The sequence below is a fragment of the Streptomyces silaceus genome (assembly GCF_001419745.1).
Taxonomy (GTDB): Bacteria; Actinomycetota; Actinomycetes; order Streptomycetales; family Streptomycetaceae; genus Streptomyces; species Streptomyces silaceus.
The window spans coordinates 1-26,349 of the sequence record NZ_LIRJ01000042.1; the positions used below are offsets into that span (position 1 = coordinate 1).

The 26,349-nt window shown below is 75.7% G+C and carries 2 protein-coding genes and 1 pseudogene; all 3 read right to left on the minus strand.

Annotated elements, in window-relative coordinates; translation table 11 throughout:
- Positions 1–4,170 (minus strand): type I polyketide synthase (locus AOK22_RS43670; RefSeq protein ID WP_425264002.1); only part of this gene is annotated, 4,170 nt, incomplete at its 3' end.
- Positions 4,171–4,273: 103 nt separating this feature from the next.
- Positions 4,274–10,813, minus strand: a complete 6,540-nt coding sequence (locus AOK22_RS04950) for a type I polyketide synthase (RefSeq protein WP_055697322.1) — start codon at positions 10,811–10,813, stop codon at positions 4,274–4,276.
- Between the two features lie 110 nt (positions 10,814–10,923).
- A pseudogene (locus tag AOK22_RS04955) lies at positions 10,924–26,346 on the minus strand (type I polyketide synthase); the annotation flags it as partial.
- Between the last annotated feature and the right edge of the window lie 3 nt (positions 26,347–26,349).

Consider the following 26,349-nt stretch of genomic DNA (forward strand, 5'->3'; position numbering starts at 1 on the left):
GGCGCCGGAGGCGGCGGTGTCGGGGCGGGCCAGGCGCGGGACGAACACGGTGTCGCCGCGCAGGGCGGCCTCCGGCTCGCCCTCGGCCACGGCGGCGGCGAGGACGGGGGCGGGCACGCCGGCGGGCTCGCCGTCGGTGTCCACCAGCAGGAAACGGTCCGGGTGTTCGGACTGGGCGGAGCGCAGCAGACCGCGCACGGCGGCCTGCGCCGGGTCGGGCAGCTCCTCGGGCGCGATGCCGACGGCGCCGCGCGTCAGGACGGCCAGGCGCGCCTGGGCGGGCGCCTCCTGGGCGAGCCACTCCTGGACGCGGGCCAGCACGGCACCGGTCAGCGCGTGGGCCTCGGCCGGGACGTCGGCGCCGTCGGGCACAGCCTGAGCGGTGCAGTCGAGCAGCACCAACTCGGGCTCTCCCGAGAGGACTTCGGCGAGCGGGGCGCCCGGGTGCCAGAAGGCGGTGCGGGGCGCGTCGGTGTGCGCGGGCTGCCAGGCGTCCCAGCGCGGGACGTACAGCGAGCGGGTGGGGACGGTGCGCACGTCGGCGGCGGACAGCGGGCGCAGGACCAGCTCGTCCACGGAGGCGACGGGCGCGCCCGAGGTGTCGGTGGCGCGCAGCCGTACGCCGTCCTCGCCCGCCGCGGTCAGCTGGACGCGCAGCGCGGTGGCGCCGTCGCTCCAGCTCTGCACGCCGGACCAGGCGAACGGCAGGCGTAGCGTGCCCTCGTCGCCGAACAGCCCGCCCAGGCCCATGGCGTGGAGGGCGGCGTCGAGGAGCGCCGGGTGGACGAGGAACTCCTCGGCACTCGCCTCCTCGGGGAGGGCGACCTCGGCGAACACGTCGTCGCCGCGCCGCCAGACGGACTGCAGGCCCTGGAAGGCGGGGCCGTACTCGTAGCCGCGCTCGAACAGCGCGTCGTAGAAGTCACCCATCTCGACGGAGGTGGCGCCGGCGGGCGGCCACGCGCCCCGGAGGTCGCCGAACTCGGCGCCGTCCCGGGGCTCTTCGGCCGTGAGCGTGGCGGTGGCGTGGCGGATCCACTCGGCGGGCTCGTCCTGGTCCGCCGTGCCGGCGCGGGAGTAGACGGCCGCGCCGCGCGCGCCGTTCTCGTCGGCCTCGAAGACCTGGACCTGGACGGTGACGCCGATGTCCTGGGTGAGGGTGAGGGGCCGCTCCAGGGTGAGTTCCTGGACGCGGGCGCAGCCGGTCTCGCGGCCCGCGGCGAGCGCGAGTTCGAGGAAGGCGGTGCCCGGCAGGAGCACGGTCTCCAGGAGGGCGTGGTCGGCCAGCCAGGGGTGGGTGGGCAGCGAGAGGCGCCCGGTGAGGACGGTCGTGCCGGACTCGGCGGGCACGGTGGCGGCGGCGAGCAGCGGGTGCGCGACGGGGTCGAGGCCGATGCCGGCGGCGTCGCCGGTGGCGGCCGGTCCCTCCATCCAGAAGCGGCGCCGCTGGAAGGGGTACGTCGGCAGCTCGGCGGAGTCGGCCAGGGCGGCGGTCGCGGCCGGGGTGTCCAGGAAGGCGCCCCAGGAGACGGGGACGCCGCGGGTCCACAGCGCGGCGGCGGCGCGGGTCAGCGCGGTGCTCTCGTCCTGGTCGCGGCGCAGGGTGCCGGAGACCACCACGTCGGCGCGGCCCGCGGCGGCGGCGACGTCCTCGATGGCGGGGGCGAGCACCGGGTGCGGGCTGATCTCGACGAACGTGTCGATGCCCCGGTCGAGCAGCGCGGCGACCGTCTCGGCGAACCGCACGGGCCGACGCAGGTTCCGGTACCAGTACTGGGCGTCGGCCTCGGTGTCGCCGAGTGGCTCCACCGTCACCGACGAGTGCATGGGCACGGTTCCGGCGCGCGGCGCGACCGGCTCGGCGACCTCCAGGAGCCGGGCACGGATGCCCTCGACGTGCGGGGTGTGCGAGGCGTAGTCGACCGGAATGGTGCGGGCGCGGACGCCCGCGGCCTCGGCGGCCTCGGAGACCTCGGCGAGCACCTCGGGGGCGCCCGCGACGACGGTGGCGCCGGGGCCGTTGACGGCGGCGACCCACACGCCCTCGCGCTCGCCGAGGAGTTCGGCGGTGCGCTCGGCGGAGGCGGCGAGGGAGACCATGCCGCCCTGGCCCGCGAGGTCCTCGGCGATGGTGCGGCTGCGCAGCGCGACCAGGCGCGCCCCGTCCTCCAGGGAGAGGATGCCGGCGGCGCAGGCGGCGGCGATCTCGCCCTGCGAGTGGCCCGCCACGACGTCGGGGGTGACGCCCGCGGCCTGCCACACCTTGGCGAGGGAGACCATGACGGCCCACAGCGCGGGCTGCACGACGTCGACGCGCTTGAGGGCCTGCTCGTCGCCGAGGACGTCGAGGAGCCGCCAGTCGGTGTGCGGCGCCAGCGCGTCGGCGCAGGCGCCCATGGCCTCGGCGAAGACGGGCGAGGACGTGATCAGTCCGGTGGCCATGCCGACCCACTGGGCGCCCTGGCCGGGGAAGACGAACGCGACCTTGGCGCCGGCGCGGGCGGTGCCGTGCACCAGGCCGGGGGCGTCCGCCGTGCCGTCGGCGAGGGCGGTCAGCGCTCCGGCGCGCTCGTCGCCGAAGACGACGGCGCGCTGCGTGAAGGCGGCGCGGGTGCGCACCAGCGCGGCGGCGACGGCGTCCGCGTCGGGGGCGGCGGTGTCGCCCGCCGCGCCGACGAAGGTGCGCAGCCGTGCGGCCTGGTCGTACAGCGCGGCCTCGTTCTTGGCGGACAGCGGCCAGGGCGGTACGACGCCGGTGAGGACCGGCGCGGCTCCCCCGGCGTCGGCTGCGGGAGCCTCGGTGTCCGGCTCCTCGGCCTCGGGGGCCTGTTCGAGGATGACGTGGGCGTTGGTGCCGCTGATGCCGAACGAGGAGACGGCGGCCCGGCGCGGGCGGCCCGTCTCGGGCCAGGCCACGGGCTCGGTGACGAGCTCGACGGCGCCGGCCGTCCAGTCGACGTGCGGGGTGGGCTCGTCGACGTGCAGGGTCGGGGGTACGACGCCGTGCTGGAGGGCGAGCACCATCTTGATGACGCCCGCGATGCCGGCCGCCGACTGGGTGTGCCCGATGTTGGACTTCACCGAGCCGAGCAGCAGCGGACGGTCCTCGGGACGGTCCTGGCCGTACGTCGCCAGCAGCGCCTGCGCCTCGATCGGGTCACCGAGCGTCGTGCCGGTGCCGTGCGCCTCCAGGGCGTCGACGTCGGCCGGGGAGAGCCCGGCGTTGGCGAGGGCCTGACGGATGACGCGCTGCTGGGACGGGCCGTTGGGCGCCGTCAGACCGTTGGACGCGCCGTCCTGGTTGACCGCCGAGCCCTTGATGACCGCGAGGACGCGGTGGCCGTTGCGGCGCGCGTCGGAGAGCCGCTCGACGAGCAGCACGCCGACGCCCTCGCCCCACGCGGTGCCGTCGGCGGAAGCAGCGAACGCCTTGCACAGGCCGTCCTGGGACAGCCCGCGCTGCTTGCTGAACTCGGTGAACGCGGCCGGGGTCGACATCACCATCACGCCGCCCACCAGGGCCAGCGAGCTCTCCTTGTTGCGCAGCGACTGCGCCGCCAGGTGCAGCGCGGTCAGCGAGGACGAGCAGGCGGTGTCGACGGTGACGGCGGGTCCCTCGAACCCGTACGTGTAGGAGATGCGGCCGGAGAAGATGCTGGAGGCGTTGCCGGTCAGGAGGTAGCCCTCGCTGTCCTGCGTGTTGCCCACGTTCCCCCCGTACCCGGACAGGACACCGCCGACGAAGACCCCCGCGCTCTCGCCGCGCAGCGTGCCCGGGTCGATCCCGGCCCGCTCGAACGCCTCCCAGGAGGCCTCCAGGAGGACCCGCTGCTGCGGGTCCATCGCGAGGGCCTCGCGTGGGGATATCTCGAAGAACTCCGCGTCGAAGTCGGCGGCGCCGTCGATGAATCCGCCCTTGCGGATGTACGAGCTGCGCGGGCGCAGCCCGTCCGGGTCGTAGAGGGCCCCCAGGTCCCAGCCGCGGTCCGCGGGGAAGTCCGCGATGCCCGCGCGCCCCTCGGCGACCAGCTGCCACAGGTCCTCGGGGGTCTGCACCCCGCCGGGGAACCGGCAGCTCATGCCGACGACGGCGAGCGGCTCACGGGCGGCCTCCTCCACGGCGCGCAGCCGTGCGTAGGAGTCGCGGGCGTCGGCAACCGCCTGCTTCAGGTACTCGCGGAGCTTCTGCTCGTTCGACATCCAATCCTCTTCCGATCCAACAAATGCAGTCAGCAGGTGGGTTCACATGGCAGCGGGGTCGCCCGCCTGCCGGTCAGCTGGACCATGGCTTGTTGTCCATGAGCTCGAACAGTTCGGCGTCGGTGGCGTCGGTCAGGTCGACCGAGTCGGCGGAGCCCTCGCCCTCGGTCCACTTCGCCAGGACGGCGCGCAGCCGCACGGTGAGGTTGGCGCGCGCCGGGTCGTCCTCGGCCACCTCGGCGAGCAGCGCCTCCAGCTTGCCGAGCTGGCTCGCGGCCAGGTCGGCGGCGTCGACCTCGGGGAGCAGCTGCTGCTTGAGGTGCGCCGCCACGGCCGCGGGCGTGGGGTGGTCGAACAGCAGCGTGACCGGGAGGCGCAGTCCGGTGGCGGAGTTGAGGCGGTTGCGCAGCTCGACGGTGGTGAGCGAGTCGAAGCCGAGCGTCTTGAACGGCCGCTGCGCGCCCACGGTCTCGGTGTCGTCGTGGCCGAGGACGACGGCGGCCTGGCGGCGCACCTCCTCGGTGAGCAGCTCCTCGGCCTCCTGCGGCGACAGCTGGGCCAGGCGCTCGGTCAGTCCGCCGCCCGCGGTGCCCGCCGCCGGTGCGGCGGCGGACGCGGTCGGCCGGGCCGGGGCCTTGACCAGGCCGCGCAGCAGCGGCGGGACGGCGCCGGTGAACCGCGTGGGGTCGAGCTGCACGGGCACGGTGTGCGTGTGGTTGTCCCCGGTGGCGGCGTCGAACAGGGCGAGTCCGTCGGCGGTGGACAGGGCGCGTACGCCGGTACGGGCCATCCGGTCGAGGTCGGTCTTGTCGAGCTCGCCGGTGATCCCGCTGGCCTGGGCCCACAGCCCCCACGACAGGGACTGCGCGGGCAGTCCGAGGCGGCGGCGGTGCTGCGCGAGACCGTCCAGGAAGGCGTTGGCGGCGGCGTAGTTGGCCTGTCCGGGCGCGCCGAACACGCCGGCGGCGGAGGAGAACAGCGCGAACAGCGCGAGGTCCTTGCCGCGGGTCAGCTCGTGCAGGTGCCAGGCGGCGTCGACCTTGGGCCGCAGCACCGTGTCGAACCGCTCGCGGGTCAGCGCCGTGAGCACGCCGTCGTCGATGACGCCGGCGGCGTGCACGACACCCTTCAGGTCCGCGATGCCGTCCAGCAGCGCTTCCAGGTCGGCGCGTTCGGCGGTGTCGCAGGCCACCACGCGGGCGGTGGCGCCGAGTTCGGCCAGCTCCTTGACGAGCTCGTCGGCGCCGGGCGCCTCGGGGCCGCGGCGGCTGGTGAGGACCAGGTCCGTGACGCCCCGCGTCGCGGCGAGGTGGCGGGCGACGGCGCCGCCGATGGCGCCGGTGCCGCCGGTCACGAGGACGGTGCCGTCCAGCTTCGCGGTGGGGATGGTGAGGGCGACCTTGCCGACGTGCCGGGCCTGGCTGAGGTAGCGGAAGGCCTCGGGGGCGCGGCGGGCGTCCCAGGTGGTCACCGGCAGCGGGGCGAGCACGCCCTCCTCGAAGAGCCCGGCGAGGTCGGTGAGCATCTCGCCGATGCGCGCCGCGCCCGCCTCCCCGAGGTCGAAGGAGCGGTAGAAGGTGCCGGGCCAGGAGGCGGCGACGGCCTCCGGCTCGCGGATGTCGGTCTTGCCCATCTCGATGAACCGGCCCTCGGGCACCAGGAGGTCGAGCGAGGCGTCGGTGAACTCCCGGGCCAGGCAGTTCAGGACGACGTCGACGCCACGGCCGCCGCTGGCGGCGCGGAACGTCTCGGCGAAGTCCAGGGTGCGGGAGGAGGCGAGGCGCTCGGCGGGGATGCCGGAGGCGCGCACCGTGGGCCACTTGGGCTCGCTGGCGGTGGCGTACACCTCGATGCCCCAGTGCCGGGCGAGCTGCACGGCGGCCATGCCGACGCCGCCGGCCGCCGCGTGCACGAGCAGCGACTCGCCCTCCTTGATGCGGGCCAGGTCCTGCAGCGCGTAGTAGGCCGTGAGGAACACCGTGGGCACGGCGGCGGCCTGGGCGAACGACCAGCCGGTGGGGATCGGGGCGACGGTGCGGGCGTCGGCGATGGCCAGCGGTCCCGCGTACGCACCGGACAGCAGGCCCATGACGCGGTCGCCCACGGCGACGCCGGTGACGCCGGGCCCGACCTCGGTGACGAAGCCGGCGCCCTCGGAGCCGAAGGCCATCTCGGTGAAGGACGCGGCGACGTCGACCACGCCGAGGGCGAGCAGCACGTCGCGGAAGTTCACGCCGGTGGCGCGTACCTCGACCCGCACCTGGCCCTCGGTGAGCGCCACCTCGGCGGACGGGCACGGCACGAGCCGCAGGCCCTCCAGGGTGCCGCTGCCGTCCACGTCGAGGCTCCAGGCGCCCTCGGCGGGCGGCGTGAGCGTGTCGGCGGGGACCACGCGGGCGAGCCGGGGCACCAGGGCATCGCCCGCGCGCACCACGCTCTCCGACTCCCCCGCGGCGACCGCGCCCCGCACGGCGGCGGGCAGCGCGGCGGCCGAACGGGTGTCGGCGTCGACGTCGATCTGGACGACGCGGCCCGGGTTCTCCGAGCAGGCCGAGCGGACCAGGCCGCGCACGGCGGCGTGCACGGGGTCGACGCTGTCGCCGGGGACGGCGGCGGCGCCCGCGCGGGTGACGACCGCGAGGCAGGCCTCCTCGGCCTCCTCGGCGGCGAGCCACGCCTGGACGGCCTCCAGGACGGCGCCGGTCACCTCGCGGGTCGCGGCCACGGTGTCGCCGGTGCCCGCGGGCACGGGCAGCAGGACCACGTCCGGCAGTTCCTCGCCGGTGCGCACGGCCTCCTGGAGCGCGGTGAGTCCGGCGTAGTGGCCGCTCACCTCGGCCGTGTCGGGCAGGTCGTCCGCGGCGCCGAGCACCGCGAGGGCGCGCACGGTCTCCTCGGCCTCGGGCAGCGCGGCCCAGTCGAGGCGGTACAGCCCGTCGACGCGGGGGCGTTCGCGCACGTCGGCGGCCGCCACGGGACGCGAGGTCAGCTCGTCGACGGTCAGCAGCGGCTGCCCGGCGGGGTCGGTCATGGTCAGGGTCAGCGCGTTGTCGCCGTTCGGGGTGAGCCGGACGCGTGCCGCGGTGGCGCCGGTGGCGTGCAGGCGTACGCCGCCGAAGGAGAACGGCAGCCTCGGCTCGACGCCGCTGTCCTGGTCGAGGGCGGTGGCGATCTGGCTGTGCAGCGCGGCGTCGACGAGCGCCGGGTGGACGCCGAACCGGCCGGCGTCCGCGCCGCCCCGCTCGTCGAGGGCGACCTCGGCGAACAGTTCGCCGCCGCGCCGCCACAGGCCGCGCAGGCCCTGGAAGACGGGACCGTAGGCGTAGCCCCACTCGGTGAGGCGCTCGTACAGGCCCTCGACGGGCACGGGGGTGGCGTCGGCCGGCGGCCAGACGCCCTGTTCGGCGGCGGGCGCGGCGGCGGGCTGCGCGGTCAGGGTGCCGGTGGCGTGCGCGGTCCACTCCTGGTCGCTGCCGTCGGCGGGGCGGGAGAAGATCCCCACGGAGCGGCCGCCGGTCTCGTCGGGCTCGCCGACGGTGACCTGGACGTCGACGCCGGGCCCCTCGGCGGGCAGCGCGAGCGGGCTCTGCAGGATGAGTTCGCCGACCTGGCCGCAGCCCGCGTACTCGCCCGCGCGCAGGGCGAGTTCGACGAGCGCGGTGCCGGGGACGAGGACGCGGCCGAGGACCTGGTGGTCGGCGAGCCAGGGGTGGGTGCGGGTGGAGAGCCGGCCGGTGAGGGCGTAGCGGTCGCCGTCGGCGGCCTCGACGCCCGCCGCCAGGAGCGGGTGGCCGACCAGGGAGAGTCCGGCGCCCGACACGTCGGCCGTGCCGCCGGAGCCCGACAGCCAGAAGCGGCGGCGCTGGAAGGCGTAGGTGGGCAGGTCGACGGCGTCGGCCGGGCCGTGGACGGCCTGCCAGTCGACGTGCACGCCGCCGGTCCACAGCTGGGCCAGCGAGGTCAGAAGGCGCCGGGTGCCGCCGTCGTTCCTGCGCAGGGTGCCGGTGACGGTGGCCTCGCGGGCGCCCGCGGGCTGGTTCGCGACGGTGTCCTGGACGGCGGTCAGGAGCACCGGGTGCGGGCTGACCTCGACGAAGGCGGTGTTGCCCTCGTCCAGGAGGAGCTGGATGGTCTCGTGGAAGCGGACCGGCTCGCGCAGGTTGCGGTACCAGTACTCGGCGTCGAGGGTCTCGCCGGGCACGGGCCCCGCGGTGACGGTCGAGTACAGCGGGGTCTGTCCGGCGCGCGGCGCGACCGGCGCGGCCAGCTCCAGGAGCTGGTCGCGGACCCGCTCGGTGTGCGGGGTGTGCGAGGCGTACTCGATGCCGACCTTCCGCGGGCGCAGCCCCGCGGCCTCCGCCTCGGCGTTGACCTCGGCGAGCGCGTCGAGGTCACCGGCGACGACGGTGGACTCGGGGCCGTTGGTCGAGGCGATCCACACCCCGGCCCGGTCCCCGATGAGCGCGGCGGCCTGCTCGGGCGTCGCCGAGAGCGCGTACATGGCGCCCTTGCCCGACAGGTGCTCGTTGAACACCCGGCTGCGCAGCGCCACGAGCCGGGCCCCGTCGGCCAGGGAGAGCGCGCCGGCCGCGCAGGCGGCGGCGATCTCGCCCTGCGAGTGGCCGACGACGGCGGCGGGCACGACGCCCAGGGAGCGCCACAGGCGCGCGAGCGAGACCATGACCGACCACAGGACGGGCTGGACGGCGTCGTCGCGCTCCAGCTTCTCGCCGCTGCGCAGCAGTTCCAGCGGGTCCCAGTCGAGGTGGGGCGCGAGCGCGTCGGCGCACTCGCGCATGGCCTCGGCGAACACCGGCGAGGCGGCCATGAGTTCGATGGCCATGCCGGCCCACTGGGAACCCTGGCCCGGGAAGACGAAGACGACCTTGGCGTCGGCGGAGGCCGCCTCGCCGGTCACGACGTGCGCGGAGGTCTCCTGTCCCGCGACGGCGTCGAGACCGGCGAGGAGCCCGTCCCGCTCCCCCGACAGCACGACGGAGCGGTGGCGCAGCGGGGTGCGGTGCAGGGCCAGCGAGCGGCCCACCGCGAGGGTGTCCGCGTCGCTCTCCGCGGCGAACGCGCGCAGCCGGGCGGCCTGTTCGCGCAGGGCGCGGGGGCTGTGCCCGGAGACGACCCACGGCACGGTGGCGCCCTCGGCGGCGAGCGGCACGAGGGCCTCGGCGGGCGCCTCGCCGGTTCCGGCGGACGGCGCGGCCTCGGCGGCCTCTTCCGGGACTTCTTCCAGGATGACGTGCGCGTTGGTGCCGCTCACGCCGAAGGCGGAGATGCCGGCGCGGCGCGGCTGCCCGGTCCGCGGCCAGTCGGTGGCCTCGGTGACCAGGCGGACGTCCCCGGCCGTCCAGTCGACGTGCGGGGTGGGCTCGTCGACGTTCAGGGTGGGCGGTACGACGCCGTGGCGCAGGGCGAGGACGGTCTTGATGACGCTCGCGACACCCGCGGCGGCCGCGGTGTGGCCGATGTTGGACTTCACCGAGCCGAGCAGCAGCGGACGGTCCTCGGGACGGTCCTGGCCGTACGTGGCGAGCAGTGCCTGCGCCTCGATCGGGTCGCCGAGCGTCGTGCCGGTGCCGTGCGCCTCGACGACGTCGACCTCGGCGGCGGACAGGCGGGCGTTGCCGAGGGCCTGGCGGATGACGCGCTGCTGGGACGGGCCGTTGGGGGCGGTGAGGCCGTTGGACGCGCCGTCCTGGTTGACGGCGGAGCCGCGCAGCACGGCGAGGACCGGGTGGCCGTTGCGGCGCGCGTCGGAGAGCCGCTCGACGAGCAGCACGCCGACGCCCTCGCCCCAGGCGGTGCCGTCGGCCGCGGCGGCGAACGCCTTGACGCGGCCGTCGGAGGCGAGGCCCTGCTGCTTGGTGAACTCGGTGAACATGCTGGGCGTCGACATGATCGTCACGCCACCGGCCAGGGCCATCGTGCACTCGCCCTTGCGCAGCGCGTGCGCGGCCAGGTGCAGCGAGACCAGCGAGGACGAGCAGGCCGTGTCGACGGTGAGCGCGGGGCCCTCGAAGCCGAAGGTGTAGGCGATGCGGCCGGAGGCGACGCTGGCGGCGTTGCCGATGCCCATGAAGCCGGCCAGCTCGGACTGGTTGTCGCCGAGCATCAGGGTGGCGTAGTCCTGGCCGTTGGTGCCGACGAACACACCGGTCCTGCTGCCGCGCAGCGTCCGGGAGTCGATGCCGGCGCGCTCGATGGCCTCCCAGGAGGTCTCCAGGAGGAGCCGCTGCTGCGGGTCCATGGCGAGCGCCTCGCGCGGCGAGATCCCGAAGAAGTCCGCGTCGAAGTCGGGGGCGTCGTGCAGGAATCCGCCGGCGCGGGTGGCCGAGCCCGCCTCCTGGCCGGGGCCGCCCTCGAAGAGCGCGGCCAGGTCCCAGCCGCGGTCCTCGGGGAACGGCGTGACGCCGTCGGCCCCCTGGACCACCAGGTCCCACAGCTGCTCGGGCGAGCCGACGCCGCCGGGGAACCGGCAGCTCATCCCCACGATGGCGATGGGCTCCCGGTCGGCGTCCTCGACCTCGCGCAGCCGGCCGCGGACCTTGTGCAGGTCGGCGGTGACCCGCTTGAGGTAGTCGAGAGTCTTGTCCTCATCCATGGTGGATCCCATTCGTGTGTCTCGCCGCCTTACGCCTTGCCGCTCGCCGCTCGTGCGCGCGGTTCCGCCGGCGTGCGCCGGCCCGTTCGTACCGCTCGGCCCGTGGTCGTTCACAGGCCCAGCTCGTTCTCGATGAAGTCGAAGACCTCGTCGCGCGACGCGGTCTGGAGATGTTCGGTCGCCGTCTCGCCCGGCGACTCCGTGGACCAGCGCTCCACCAGGGCCGTCAGCCTGGCCAGGACGTCCGGGGACGGCGCGGCCTGCCCCGCGACCGCGGCGAGCCTGCCCTCCAGCCGGTCGATCTCGGCGAGCACGGACTTCTCCGACAGCTCGTCCCCGCCCAGCTCGGCGCGCAGGTGCTCCGCCAGCTCGGCCGGGGTCGGGTAGTCGAAGATGGACGTGGCGGAGAGGCCGAGCCCGGTGGCCTCGGTCAGCCGGTTGCGGAACTCGACCGCGGCCAGCGAGTCGAAGCCCACGTCGCGGAACGGCTTGTCCGCCTCGATCGCGGCGATCCCGGTGTGGCCGAGGACGGCCGCCGCGTGCGTGCGCACCAGTTCGGTGAGCGCCTGCTGCTGCTCGGCTCCGGAGAGCCCGGACAGCCGCCGGGCGAACGCGTCGGCGTCGTCCTTGGCCGGCTCGGCGGGCGTCTGTGCCTGCCGGGCCTCGGGGATGTCGGACAGGAGGGTGCTCGGCCGGGTCGAGGTGTACGACAGGGCGAACTTCTCCCAGTCGACGTCGGCCACGGTCAGGCAGGCCACCCCCTGGTCGACCGCGTGCTGGAGCAGCGTCAGCGCGGTGTCCGGGGCGAGCGCCCGCACGCCGCGCCGGCGCAGGTGCGCCTCGGCGTCGTCCTGGGCCGCCATGCCGCCCTCGCTCCACGGGCCCCACGCCACCGAGGTGGCCACGGCACCGCGCGCCCTGCGCTGTTCGGCGAGCGCGTCGAGGTAGGCGTTGGCCGCTCCGTACGCGCCCTGTCCGGCACCGCCCCAGACACCGGCCGTGGACGAGAACAGGACGAACGCGTCCAGGTCCGTGTCCGCGAAGGCCTCGTCGAGGTGGCGTGCGCCGTCGGTCTTGCCCGCGCTGAGGGCGGCGACCTCCTCCGGCCCGGTCCCGTCGATGCGGCTGGACTGGGCGACGCCCGCCGTGTGCAGCACCGCCGTGATCCGTACGCCGTCGGCGGCGAGCCGGTCGAGCAGCGCGTCCAGGGCGCCGCGGTCGGCGACGTCGCAGGCCGCGACGGTCACCTGGACGCCCAGGGCGGTCAGTTCGGCCTCCAGCGCCGCCGCCTCGGGTGCCTGCGGGCCCCGGCGGCTGGTGAGCACCAGGTGTTCGGCGCCCGAGCGGGCCAGGCGGCGGGCGACGTGGGCGCCCAGGGCGCCGGTGCCGCCGGTGACGAGGACGGCGCCGCGCGGCGTCCAGCCCGTGCCGTCCGCGGTGACCGCGAGCGGCGCGCGCCGCAGCCGCCGGGCGAGGGCCCCGCCGGCGCGCAGCGCCACCTGGTCCTCGCCGCCGTCCCCGGCCAGTACTCCGGCCAGGCGTGCGGCGTCCCGCGCCCCGAACGCGTCCGGCAGGTCGACGAGGCCGCCCCAGCGCTCCGGGTGCTCCAGGGCCGCGACGCGGCCGAGGCCCCACACCTGCGCCTGGTCGGGACGGACCGGCTCACCGGCGACGGCCACCGCGCCCCGGGTGAGGCACCACAGCGGTGCGGTGACATCCGACTCGCCGAGGGCGCGTACCAGTTCATGGGTGACGCTCAGCGGCCAGGCGTCGTCCTGGCCCTCGGCCAGCGCGAGGAGGGAGAGCACGCCGCGCACGGAGGTGTCCGTGAGGGCAGCGCGCAGCCGCTCGACGAGCACCTCGGCCCCGACGCCGTCCGCGAGGTCGGCGGACAGGTCCACGGTGACGAGGTCGAGTCCCTGCTGTTCCAGGGCCTCGGCGCACGCGGCGGCCGCCGGACCGCCCGCGGTGATCTGCAGCCAGGTGCCGGTCGCCCGGCCGGGCTGCTCCACGAGCGGCTGCCAGCTCACGTCGTAGCAGAGCTCGCCGAGGTCCGAGCGCTCCCGGGACCTGCGCCGCCAGTCGGCGAGGACCGGCAGGATCTCCCGCAGCGGCGCCCGGCGTTCGTCGTCGTCGACGCCGAGGGTGCGGACGAGTACGTCCATGTCCTCGCCCTCCACGGCGGACCAGAACGCCTGGTCGACCTCGGAGGTGTGGTCCGCGTCGTCGGCGGCGGGGGCGTCCAGCCAGTAGCGCTGCCGGTTGAAGGCGTAGGTGGGCAGGTCGACGCGGCGTCCGGGACGCAGGGTCGGCCAGGTCACCTGGGCGCCGCGGGCGTGCAGACGGGCCAACGCGTGGACGAAGGAAACCAGTTCGCCCTGGCTCTGGCGTACGGCGGGCACCGCCACGACGCCTTCGCCGCGGCCCTGGACGAGACCGCTGAGCACGGCCTCGGGACCGACCTCCACGAACTCGGTGACACCGCGCTCGACGAGGCTCTCCACGCCGTCGGCGAACCGCACGGCTTCGCGCGCGTGCCGGACCCAGTACTCGACCGTGCCCAGCTCGCCCGCTTCCGCGACCGTCCCCGTCAGGTTCGAGACCACGGAGATGCCGGCGTCGTTGAAGGTCACCTCGCGCAGGACGGCGGCGAACTCGTCGAGCACCGGCTCGACCAACGGCGAGTGGAACGCCTGCGACACATGCAGACGACGCGTACGGCACCCGGCGGCCCGCGCCAGCTCCGCCACCCGCTCCACCGCGGCCTCGGCACCCGAAACCACCACCGAAGAAGGCCCGTTCACCGCACCCAACGAAACCAGATCACCCCCGGCCTCGCCGATCCACGCAACCGCCTGCTCCTCGGAAGCCTCCAGCGAAACCATCACGCCACCCGCGGGAAGCGCCTGCATCAGACGACCCCGAGCCGCCACCACACGCACCGCGTCCTCAAGCGACCACACACCCGCCACATGAGCCGCGGCCAACTCACCGACCGAATGCCCCATCACATAATCCGGACGCACCCCGCACCGCTCAAGCAGCCGGAACAACGCCACCTCGAAAGCGAACAGACCCGACTGCGTATAAACCGTCTCATCGATCAGCGCGGCAGTCCCGGAGCCCTCCTCGGCCCACAGCACCTCACGCAACGGCACCTCCAACACCTGGTCGAAGGCCCCGCACACCTCCTCGAAGACCTCACCGAAACCAGGCAGATCCACCAACTCACGGCCCATGCCGACCCGCTGAGACCCCTGACCCGAGAACACCAGGGCCGTGGAGCGGCCGGACTTCGCGCGGTCGAGGACCGTGTGCGCGGCGGGTTCGCCGGACAGGACGGCGTCGAGGCCGCGCAGGAGCTCCTCGCGGGTGCGGCCGGTGACCACGGCGCGGTGCTCCATGGCGGAGCGCGCGGAGAGGAGCGACCAGGCGATGTCCGCGTCGGACGCCTCGGCCGTCGCCGCGAACTCCCGCAGCCGCGCGGCCTGTCCGCGCAGCCCGGCGGCGGAGCGGGCGGAGAGCGCCCAGGGCACGGCCGTGTCGCCGGCCGTGACCTCGACGGGCTCGGCGGGCTGTTCCGCCGGCTGCTCCGCCGGTGCCTGCTCCAGGACGACGTGGGCGTTCGTGCCGCTGATGCCGAACGACGAGACGGCGGCGCGGCGCGGACGGCCGGTCTCCGGCCAGGCGCGGCTCTCCGTCACCAGCTCGACCTCGCCCGCGGACCAGTCCACGTGCGGCGTCGGCTCGTCGACGTGCAGCGTCTTGGGCACCACGCCGTGGCGCATCGCCTCGACCATCTTGATGATGCCCGCGACGCCCGCGGCGGCCTGCGTGTGACCGAAGTTGGACTTCAGGGAGCCCATCAGGAGCGGCTGTCCCTCGGGGCGCTCCTGGCCGTACGTGGCGAGGACGGCCTGCGCCTCGATCGGGTCGCCGAGCGGGGTGCCGGTGCCGTGTGCCTCGACCACGTCGACGTCGGCGGCCGTCATCCCGGCGCCGGCGAGCGCCTGGCGGATGACCCGCTGCTGCGACGGGCCGTTCGGCGCCGTCAGACCGTTGGACGCACCGTCCTGGTTGACCGCCGAACCCCGCACCACCGCGAGCACTTGGTGCCCGTTGCGCCGCGCGTCCGAAAGCCGCTCCACCAGGAGCAGGCCCACGCCCTCCGACCAGGTGGTCCCGTCGGCGCCGCCGGCGAAGGACTTGCACCGGCCGTCGGGCGCGAGGCCCTGCTGGCGGCTGAACTCGACGTAGGAGTCCGGGGTCGCCATGACGGCGACGCCGCCCGCGAGGGCCAGCGTGCACTCGCCCTGCCGCAGCGCCTGCGCCGCCTGGTGCAGCGCCACGAGCGACGACGAGCACGCCGTGTCCACGGTCACCGCCGGGCCCTCGAAGCCGAACGTGTACGAGACACGGCCGGTCGCGATGCTGCCGGTGTTGCCGTTGCCGAGGAAGCCGGCGACCTCCTCGGGGATGCTCGGCAGCCGGGCCGCGTAGTCGTGGTACATGAGCCCCGCGAAGACGCCGACGCGGCTGCCGCGTACGGAGGCGGGGTCGATCTGCGCGTACTCGAACGCCTCCCAGGTGGTCTCCAGGAGGAGGCGCTGCTGCGGGTCCATCGCGAGCGCCTCGCGCGGCGAGATCCCGAAGAACTCGGGGTCGAAGTCGGCGGCGTCGTGCAGGAATCCGCCCTCGCCGACGTAGCTGGTGTTCGGGCGCGTGCCGTCGGGGTCGACCAGCTCGCGCACGTTCCAGCCGCGGTCCTCGGGGAACGGCGTGACGCCGTCGCGGCCCTCGGCGACCAGCTGCCACAGCTCCTCGGGCGTACGGACGCCGCCGGGGTAGCGGCAGCTCATGCCGACGATCGCGATCAGGTCGTCGTCACCGGACGCCGCCTGGGCCACGAGGGCCGGGGCCGCCGCGTCGGCGTCCTCGCCGACGAGTTCGGCGCGCAGGTGACGGGCGAGCGCCTCGGGCGTCGGGTAGTCGAAGACGAGGGTGGCGGGCAGCCGGACCCCGGTGGCCGTGGCGAGCTGGTTGCGCAGGTCGACCGCGGTCAGCGAGTCGAAGCCCAGCTCGGAGAAGGCCCGGTCGGACTCCAGGTCGGCGTCGGCCGCGTAGCCGAGCACCGCGGTGACGTGCCGCAGCACCAGGCGCAGCAGCTCCTCCTCGCGGGCGGCGGCGGGCAGGGTGCGCAGGCGGTCGCGGAGCCCGCCGTCGGGCTCCGTCCCCGCGGCCCGGCGGGCGGTGGTGCGCACGAGACCGCGCATCACCGGCGGGATGCCTCCGGCGTCGCCGCGCACGGCGGCCGGGTCGAACGCCATGGGGACGAGCACCGGTTCGCCCGCGGCGAGGGCCGCGTCGAGCAGCGCTAGACCGTCCTCGATGGACAGGGCCGACATGCCGCCGCGCGAGACACGGGCGAGGTCCTGCTCGCTCATGACGCCGGACATCGTGCTGCGCTGCTCCCACAGGCCCCAGGCCAGCGCGTGCGCGGCGAGGCCCCGCGCCCTGCGGTGCTCGGCCAGGGCGTTGAGGAAGGTGTTGGCCGCGGCGTAGTTGGCCTGGCCCACGGCTCCGAGGATGCCGGCGGCGGACGAGAACAGGACGAACGCGGTGAGGTCCAGGTCGGCGGTGAGCTCGTGGAGGTTCCACGCGGCCTGCGACTTGGGCCGCAGCACGGTCTCGATCCGCTCGCGGGTCAGCGAGGAGATGACGCCGTCGTCGACGACGCCCGCGGAGTGGACCACGCCGCGCAGCGGCCGGTCGGCGGGGATGTCCGCGAGGACGGCGGCCAGGCTCTCCCGGTCGGCGACGTCGCAGGCGGCGACGGTGGCCTCGGCGCCGAGCGCGGCGAGTCCGTCCACCAGCTCCTGGGCGCCGGGGGCCTGCGGGCCCTTCCGGCCGAGCAGCAGCAGATGGCGTACGCCGTGCTCGGCGGCCAGGTGGCGGGCGACGGCGGCGCCGAGGACGCCGGTGCCGCCGGTGATGAGCACGGTGCCCTGCGGGTCCCACACGGGGGCCGGCTCGTCGCCGGTCCGCTCGCCGGGGACCGCCGGGGCCGTGCGGGCCAGCCGGGGCGCCCACAACGTGCCGTCGCGGAGCACCAGTTCGGGCTCGCCGGCCGCGCGTGCGGTCCGGACGGCGGGCACCAGGGCCGCCGCGGTGACGTCGGCCGCGTCGGCGGGCAGGTCGAGCTGCACCATGCGGTCGGGGTGTTCGGACTGGGCCGAGCGCAGCAGGCCGCGGGCGGCGGCGTGCGGCAGGTCGGGGCCCTGTCCCCCGACGGTCTCCAGGGTCGCCGCGTTCCGGGTGACGAGCACCAGGCGGGCCGGGGCGAACCGGTCGTCGTCGAGCCAGGCCTGCACGGTCTCCAGCGCCCAGCCGGTGGCCTCCTTGGCGGCCTCCGCCACGTCCACGCCGTCCCCGGAGAGGTCCGGGCAGGCGACGACGACGGCTTCCGGCGCGGCGGTCCCCGCGTCGAGGGCCGCGCCGAGCGCGGCGAGGTCCGCGTACGGCGTGACGTCCGCGTCCACCGCGCCGGTGAGCGCGGCGGCCGTGTCGCCGACGGCGGCCCAGACGGGGCGGGGCGCGCCGTCCGCGGCCGCGACCGCGGACACCTCGGCCCAGCCCGCGCGGTACAGCCAGTCGCCGTGGCCGCGCGCGGCGCGCAGCTGGTCGCCGGTGACCGGGCGCAGGGCGAGCGAGCCGACGGAGGCCAGCGGCAGCCCGGCGCCGTCGGTCATGGTGACCGTGACGCCGCCGGTGCCCGTCTGGGCGAGGCGGACCCGCACCGTGCTCGCGCCGGTGGCGTACAGGCGTACGCCTTCCCAGGAGAAGGGCAGCCCGCGCGGCGGCTCGCCGCCGCCGGTCGCCTCCAGCAGGGACACGCCGTGCAGCGCGGCGTCGAGGACGGCGGGGTGCAGGCAGAAGTCGCCGGCGTCGCCCGCGTCGCCGCCCTCGGGCAGCCGGACCTCGGCGAACACCTCGGTGCCGCGGCGCCAGGCCGCCCTGAGCCCCTGGAAGGTGGGGCCGTAGGCGAAGCCGCCGTCGCTCATCTCGTCGTAGAGCCCGGCCACCTCGACGGGTACGGCGCCCTCGGGCGGCCACACCTCGGACGCGGCGGACGGCGCGGGGGCCGCCTGTGCCGGGGACAGCACACCGGTGGCGTGCGTGACCCACTGTCCGGCGTCGCCGGTCCGCGCGTACACCGTGAAGGGGCGCCGGCCCTCGTCGTCGGCGTCGCCCGCGGCGAGCTGGATCCGCGCGGTGACGCCCTCGGGCAGCACCAGCGGCGCGTGCAGCGTCAGTTCCTCGACGCCGTCGCACCCGACCTCGTCGCCGGCGCGCAGCGCCATCTCGACGAAGCCCGCGCCGGGGAAGAGGACGGTGCCGAGCACGGCGTGGTCGGCCAGCCAGGGCTGTTCGGCCAGCGAGATCCGGCCGGTGAGGAGCACGCCGTCGCCGTCGGCGAGGCCCACCCGGGCGCCGAGCAGCGGGTGCCCGGTGGATTCGAGCCCGACCGATCCGATGGCCGCGTCCACGCCCGCCGGAGCGGAGCGCCGGGGCCAGAAGCGCCGGCGGTCGAAGGCGTAGGTGGGCAGGTCGACGCGGCGTCCGGGACGCAGGGTCGGCCAGGTCACCTGGGCGCCCCGCGTGTGCAGGCGCGCCAACGCCTGGATGAAGGAGGCCAGTTCGCCCTGGGTGACGCGCACCGCGGGCACCGCCACGACGCCTTCGCCGCGGCCCTGGACGAGACCGCTGAGCACGGCCTCGGGACCGACCTCCACGAACTCGGTGACGCCCCGCCCGACGAGGCTCTCCACCCCGTCGGCGAACCGCACGGCCTGACGCACGTGCCGGACCCAGTAGTCCACATCCGTCAGCTCACCGGCCCCGGCGACCTCACCGGTCACATTGGAGACAACGGGAAGCGACGGCTCGGCGAACGAGACCTCGCGCAGGACGGCGGCGAACTCGTCGAGCACCGGCTCGACCAACGGCGAGTGGAACGCCTGCGACACATGCAGACGACGCGTACGACACCCGGCGGCCCGCGCCAGCTCCGCCACCCGCTCCACCGCGACCTCGGCACCCGAAACCACCACCGAAGAAGGCCCGTTCACCGCACCCAGCGAAACCAGATCACCCCCGGCCTCGCCGATCCACGCAACCGCCTGCTCCTCGAAAGCCTCCAGCGAAACCATCACGCCACCCGCGGGAAGCGCCTGCATCAGACGACCCCGAGCCGCCACCACACGCACCGCGTCCTCAAGCGACCACACACCCGCCACATGAGCCGCGGCCAACTCACCGACCGAATGCCCCATCACATAATCCGGACGCACCCCGCACCGCTCAAGCAGCCGGAACAACGCCACCTCGAAAGCGAACAGACCCGACTGCGTATAGACCGTCTCATCGATCAGCGCGGCAGTCCCGGAGCCCTCCTCGGCCCACAGCACCTCACGCAACGGCACCTCCAACACCGCGTCGAAGGCCCCGCACACCTCCTCGAAGACCTCACCGAAACCAGGCAGATCCACCAACTCACGGCCCATGCCGACCCGCTGAGACCCCTGACCCGAGAACACCAGGGCCAGCGGACGGTCACCGGCGGTGAGGTCGCGCACGACGTTCCCGGCCGGTTCACCGACGGCCAGGGCGTCGAGGCCGGCCAGCAGGTCGGCGCGGTTCTCACCGAGCACCACGGCACGGTGTTCGAGGCCCGCGCGGGTCGAGAGGAGCGACCAGGCGATGTCCGCGTCGGACGCCTCGGCCGTCGCCGCGAACTCCCGCAGCCGCGCGGCCTGTCCGCGCAGCCCGGCGGCGGTGCGGCCGGAGACGACCCACGGCAGCGGGCCTGCGGCGGCCTGCCGCTCCGTGTCCGGCTGCCCGGCGGGCTCGTCGGCGGCGGGGGCGGGCTCCGCCGGCGCCTGCTCCAGGACGACATGGGCGTTCGTGCCGCTGATGCCGAACGCGGAGACACCGGCCCGCCTCGGGTGGCCGGTCTCCGGCCAGGCGCGGCTCTCCGTCACCAGCTCGACCTCGCCCGCGGACCAGTCCACGTGCGGCGTCGGCTCGTCGACGTGCAGCGTCTTCGGTACGACGCCGTGGCGCATCGCCTCGACCATCTTGATGACACCGGCGACACCGGCGGCCGCCTGCGTGTGGCCGATGTTGGACTTCAGGGCGCCGAGGAGCAGCGGCCGGTCCTGGGGCCGGTCCTGGCCGTACGTGGCGATCAGGGCCTGGGCCTCGATCGGGTCGCCCAGGGAGGTGCCGGTGCCGTGCGCCTCGACGACGTCGACCTCGGCGGCCCGGAGACCGGCGCTCGCCAGGGCCTGGCGGATCACGCGCTGCTGCGACGGGCCGTTCGGCGCCGTCAGACCGTTGGACGCACCGTCCTGGTTGACCGCCGAACCCCGCACCACCGCGAGCACTTGGTGCCCGTTGCGCCGCGCGTCCGAAAGCCGCTCCACCAGGAGCACGCCGACGCCCTCGGCGAACCCGGTGCCGTCCGCGTCCGCGGCGAACGCCTTGCAGCGGCCGTCCTGGGACAGCCCGCGCTGCCGGCTGAAGGAGACGAGGAGCCTCGGCGTGGGCATGACGGCGACGCCGCCGGCCACGGCGAGGGTGCACTCGCCCTGCCGCAGCGCCTGCACCGCCTGGTGCAGCGCCACGAGCGACGACGAGCACGCCGTGTCCACGGTCACCGCCGGGCCCTCGAAGCCGAACGTGTACGAGAGGCGGCCGGAGGCCACGCTGGTCGCGTTGCCGGTGAGGAGGTGGCCGTCGAGGCCGTCCTCCGTCGTGAACAGGTCGGTGCTGTAGCCGGAGACGGCACCGCCGATGAAGACGCCGGTCGGGGTGGAGCGCAGGCTCAGCGGGTCGAGGCCGACGCGCTCCATGGCCTCCCAGGTGGTCTCCAGGAGGAGGCGCTGCTGCGGGTCCATCGCGAGCGCCTCGCGCGGCGAGATCCCGAAGAACTCCGCGTCGAAGTCGGCGACGTCGTCGATGAATCCGGCGGTACGGGTGTGGGAGGTGCCCGCGCGGTCCGGGTCCGGGTCGAACAGCGCGTCGAGGTCCCAGCCGCGGTCGGTGGGGAAGTCGGTGAGCGCGTCGCGCTCGTCGGCGAGCAGCCGCCACAGCTCCTCGGGCGAGGTGACGCCGCCCGGGAAGCGGCAGCCCATGCCGACGATGGCGATGGGCTCGTCGTCGGCGCGCGCCACGGTGACCGTGACGGGCCGGTCCGTGCCCTCGGCCGGGGCGCCGGGCAGCACCAGCGGCAGCAGGTGCGCGGCCAGCGCGAGGGGCGTGGGGTGGTCGAAGACGGCGGTGACGGAGAGCCGTACGCCGGTGGCGTTGTTGAGGCGGTTGCGCAGTTCGACGGAGGTGAGCGAGTCGAAGCCCAACGCCTTGAACGGCCGGTCGGCGCCGACCTCTTCGGTGCTGTCGTGGCCGAGCACGGCGGCGGCCTGGGCGCGCACCAGCTCGACGAGGGCGCGCCGGCGCTCGGGCTCGGGCAGCGCGGCGAGGCGGTCGCCGAGTTCCAGGGTGGCGCTCTCGGCGGCGGCCCGGCCGAGGGCACGGCGCGGGCGCACCAGGCCCCGCAGCAGCGCGGGCACGGTGTCCGCCGTGCGGGCCTTCGCCAGGTCGAGGCCGATGGGCACGGTGAGCGCCCGGTCGAGTCCGAGGGCCGCGTCGAAGAGGGCGAGGCCGGTGTCGGTGGCCAGCGGGCGCACGCCGGTCCTGCCGATGCGCTGGAGGTCGACCTGGTCGAGGACTCCGGTCATGGCGCTGGCGTCGGCCCACAGGCCCCAGGCCATGGAGTGCGCGGGCAGGCCCTGGGCGCGGCGGTGCTGTGCGAGGGCGTCGAGGAACGCGTTGGCCGCCGCGTAGTTGCCCTGGCCGGGGGCGCCGAAGACGCCGGCGGCGGAGGAGAACAGGACGAAGAAGTCGAGGTCCGCGGTGAGTTCGTGCAGGTGCCAGGCGGCGTCGGCCTTGGGCCGCAGGACGGTGTCCAGGCGCTCGGGGGTGAGCGCGGCGACCACGCCGTCGTCCAGCACGCCGGCCGCGTGGACGACGCCGCGCAGTCCGGGCAGCCCGGCGATCAGCGCGGCGGCCGCGTCCCGGTCGGCCATGTCGCAGGCGACGACGCGGGCGTCGGCGCCGAGTTCGGCGAGTTCCGCGGCGAGTTCGGCGGCGCCGGGGGCGTCCGGGCCGCGGCGGCCGGCGAGCACCAGCTCGGTGACGCCGTGCTCGGTGATCAGGTGGCGGGCGACGGCGGCGCCGAGGACGCCGGTGCCGCCGGTGATCAGGACGGGTCCCTCGCCGTCGCGCGGGAAGGGCGCGGGCTCGGCGTCGCGGACCCGGCCGAGGCGGGGCACCAGGGCGGTGCCCTCGCGCAGGGCGGTCTCCGGCTCCCCGGCGGCGGCCGCGGCCGCGACGGCGGCGGGCAGCGCGGCGCGGGAGGCGTCCGTGCCGTCGAGGTCGATCTGGGTGACGCGGCCGGGGTATTCGGCGGCGGCCGAGCGGACCAGGCCGCGCGCCGTCGCCGCGGGTACCTCGACGGGCTCGCCGGCGGAGGCGGCGGCGCCGCGCTCGGTGAGGACGACGAGGTGGACGTCGTCGAGCGCGTCGTCGGTCAGGACGGCGCGGAGGGTCTCCAGGACGTCGACCGCCGTGTCCCGGGCGGCGCGCGGGGTACCGGCGGCGGCGTCCGTGGTGTTCGGCACGGTCAGGAACACGGTGTCCGGTGCGGCGGAACCCTCGGCGACGGCGGCGCGGAGCGCATCCAGGTCGGCGAGGACGGTGGCGCCCTCCGGCGCGGTGGCCCCGCCCAGGAAGGCGTGGCGGGCGGTGCCCTGTGCGGCGGGGCCGTCCGCGAGCGCGGTCCAGGTCACCTCGTACAGCGAGGACAGTGCCTGCGGGGCTCCGGCGGCCTCGGCGGCGTCGAACGGCCGGGTGGTGACCTGCTCGACGGTGAGGACGGGGCGGCCCGTGGGGTCGGTCAGGAGCAGCTCGACCGTGTCGGTGCCGACGGTCCGCAGGCGTACGCGGACGGCGGTGGCGTCGGTGGCGTGCAGTTCGACGCCGGTGAAGGCCGCGGCCGTCGTGCCCTCGGCGGGCTGGAGCGCGGCGTCGACCAGGGCGGGGTGCACGCAGAACCGCGCGGCGTCCCCGGCGGCGGACTCGGCCAGTTCGGCCTCGGCGAAGACGTCGCCGCCGCTGTGCCAGATGCCGCGCAGGCCGCGGAAGACCGGGCCGTGGGCGAGTCCGGCGGCGGCGAGGCGTCCGTACAGCTCCTCGGGGTCGGCCTCGGTGGCGCCGGCGGGCGGCCAGGTGCCGCCCAGTTCGTCGGGGGCGCCGGTGCCGGTGCGGGTGCCGAGGGTGCCGGTGGCGTGCAGGGTCCAGGCGCGGTCCGGGTCGCCGTCGGTGTCGGTGCCCGCGAAGACGCGGACGCGGCGCTCGCCGCGCCCGTCCGGGGCGTCCACGACGACCTGTACGTCGACCGCGGTGTCGGGCAGCACGAGGTGCCGGTGGATCTCCAGGTCCGCGAGGCGGTCGGCGCCGAGGTGCTCGCCCGCGTGCAGGGCGAGTTCGAGGAGGACGGCGGCGGGGACGACGGTGCGGCCCGCGGCCGTGTGGTCGGCGAGCCAGGGGTGGGAGTCGGGGCCGAGGCGGCCGGTGCAGACGTATCCCTCGCCGTCGGCGAGCGCGATGCCCGCGGACAGGAGCGGGTGGGCGAGCGCGGTGAGCCCGGCGCCCGCGACGTCGGCGGTGCCGGCCGCGCTGTCCAGCCAGTAGCGGCGGCGCTGGAAGGCGTACGTGGGCAGGTCGACGCGCTCGTCGCCGCAGCCGGCGAACACGGCCTGCCAGTCGGGCTCCACGCCGTGCGTCCACAGCTCGGCGAGGGAGGCGAGGAAGCGGCGCGGGCCGCCCTCGTCGCGGCGCAGGGTGCCGACGGCGGCGACCTCGGTGTCGAGCGCGCTGCCGGTGTCCTGGACGGCGGCGGTCAGCACGGGGTGGGCGCTGGCCTCGACGAAGGTGGTGCTGCCGTCGCGGACGAGGGCCTGGACGGTGTCGTGGAAGCGGACGGGCTCGCGCAGGTTGCGGAACCAGTACTCGGCGTCGGCGGTGCCGTCGGCGAGGAGTTCGGCGGTGACCGTGGAGTACATCGGCACCTGGGCCGGGCGCGGCGTCACCGGGGCCGCGAGGTCGAGGAGCGCCTCGCGCAGCTGCTCGACCTGCGCGGTGTGGGAGGCGTAGTCCACGGGGATGCGGCGGGCCCGCACCTCGTCGTGCTCGCAGGCGGCCATCAGCTCGTCCAGGGCCGCGGCCTCGCCGGCGACGACGGTGGACTGGGGGCCGTTGACCGTGGCGACGTCGATGCGGCCGTCCCAGGGGGCGATGAGCTCCTCGGCGGCGGCGCGGGGCAGCGGCAGGGAGACCATGCCGCCCTGGCCCGCGAGTTCGCGGCCGATGAGGCGGCTGCGCAGCGCCACGACGCGGGCCGCGTCCTCCAGCGAGAGCACGTCGGCGACGACGGCGGCGGCCAGTTCGCCCTGGGAGTGGCCCACGACGGCGGACGGCTCGACGCCGTGGCTGCGCCACAGGTGGGCCAGGGAGACCATGACGGCCCACAGCATCGGCTGGACGACGTCCACCCGGTCCAGGGACGGCGCGCCCTCCCGCTCGTGCAGGACGTCGGCGGGCACCCAGTCGATGTGCGGGGCGAGCGCGGCGGCGCACTGCGCGAAGCGGTCCGCGAACTGCGGCGAGGTCGCGAGGAGTTCGGTGGCCATGCCCGCCCACTGGGCGCCCTGGCCGGGGAAGACGAAGACGACGTCGGAGGAGGGCTCGCCGGAGCGTGTGCCGGAGACGACTCCGGCGGCGGGCTCGCCGTTCTCCAGCGCGGCGAGGCCCGCCGCGAGCTCGTCGGCGTCGGTGCCGAGGAGCACGGCGCGGTGTTCGAGGCCCGCGCGGGTCAGCGCGAGGGAGCGGCCGACGGCGGCGGGGGCGGCCTCGGTGGCGGCGGTGAACTCCCGCAGGGCGGCGGCCTGTCCGCGCAGTCCGGCGGCCGACCGTCCGGAGAGCGGCCACAGCAGGACGCCGCCGGTGGCGACGACGCCGGGCGCGGCGGGCTCGTCGGCCGGTGCGGGGGCCTCGGCGTCGGCGGGCTCGGCGGGCGGCGCCTGCTCGACGATGACGTGGGCGTTGGTGCCGCTCACACCGAAGGAGGACACACCGGCGCGGCGGGGCTGGCCGGTGTCCGGCCAGGGGCGGCTCTCGGTGACCAGCTCGACGGCGCCGGAGGCCCAGTCCACGTGCGTGGTGGGCTCGTCCACGTGCAGCGTCTTGGGGACGGTGCCGTGGCGGATGGCCTCGACCATCTTGATGATGCCGGCGACGCCCGCGGCGGCCTGGGTGTGGCCGATGTTGGACTTCACCGAGCCGAGCAGCACGGGCCGTTCCCGGGGCCGCTCCTTGCCGTAGGTGGCGAGCAGGGCGTCGGCCTCGATGGGGTCGCCGAGGGTGGTGCCGGTGCCGTGCGCCTCGACGACGTCGACCTGCGCGGGGGCGAGCCCGGCGGTGTTCAGGGCCTGGCGGATGACGCGCTGCTGGGCGGGGCCGTTGGGCGCGGTGAGGCCGTTGGAGGCGCCGTCCTGGTTGACGGCGGTGCCGCGGACGACGGCGAGGACCTGGTGGCCGTTGCGGCGCGCGTCGGAGAGCCGCTCCACCAGGAGCAGGCCGACGCCCTCGCCGAGGCCGGTGCCGTCGGCGCTGTCGGCGAACGCGCGGCAGCGGCCGTCGCGGGAGAGCCCCTGCTGGCGGCTGAACCCGACGAACACCTCGGGCGTCGCCATGACCATCACCCCGCCGGTGAGCGCCAGCGAGCACTCGCCGCGCTGCAGGGCGCCGACCGCCAGGTGGAGGGCGACCAGGGAGGACGAGCAGGCCGTGTCGACGGTGAGTGCGGGGCCCTCAAGGCCCAGGGTGTAGGAGATCCGCCCGGAGATGACGCTGTCGGCGCGCCCGGTGAGGAGGTGGCCCTGCACCTCGTCGGGGGCGGTGGCCTGGTCGCCGTACCCGTGGAAGCTGGAGCCCACGAAGACGCCGGTGTCGCTGCCGCGCAGGCTCGTCGGGTCGATGCCGGAGCGCTCGAACAGCTCCCAGGAGGTCTCCAGGAGGAGGCGCTGCTGGGGGTCCATGGCGAGGGCCTCGCGCGGCGAGATCCCGAAGAAGGACGCGTCGAACTCGGCGGCCTCGTGCAGGAATCCGCCTTCGGCGACGTACGACGTGCCGGCGCGCTCGCCCGTCACGTCGAACTGGCCCGCCACGTCCCAGCCGCGGTCGAGGGGGATGCCGGAGACGGCGTCGGCGCCGTCGGCCACCAGCCGCCAGAGTTCCTCGGGCGAGGCGACGCCGCCGGGGTAACGGCAGCTCATGCCGACGATCGCCACGGGTTCGGCGGTCGCCGACTCCACCTCGCGCAGCCGTGACTTGGTCTCCTTGAGCTCCGCGGTCAC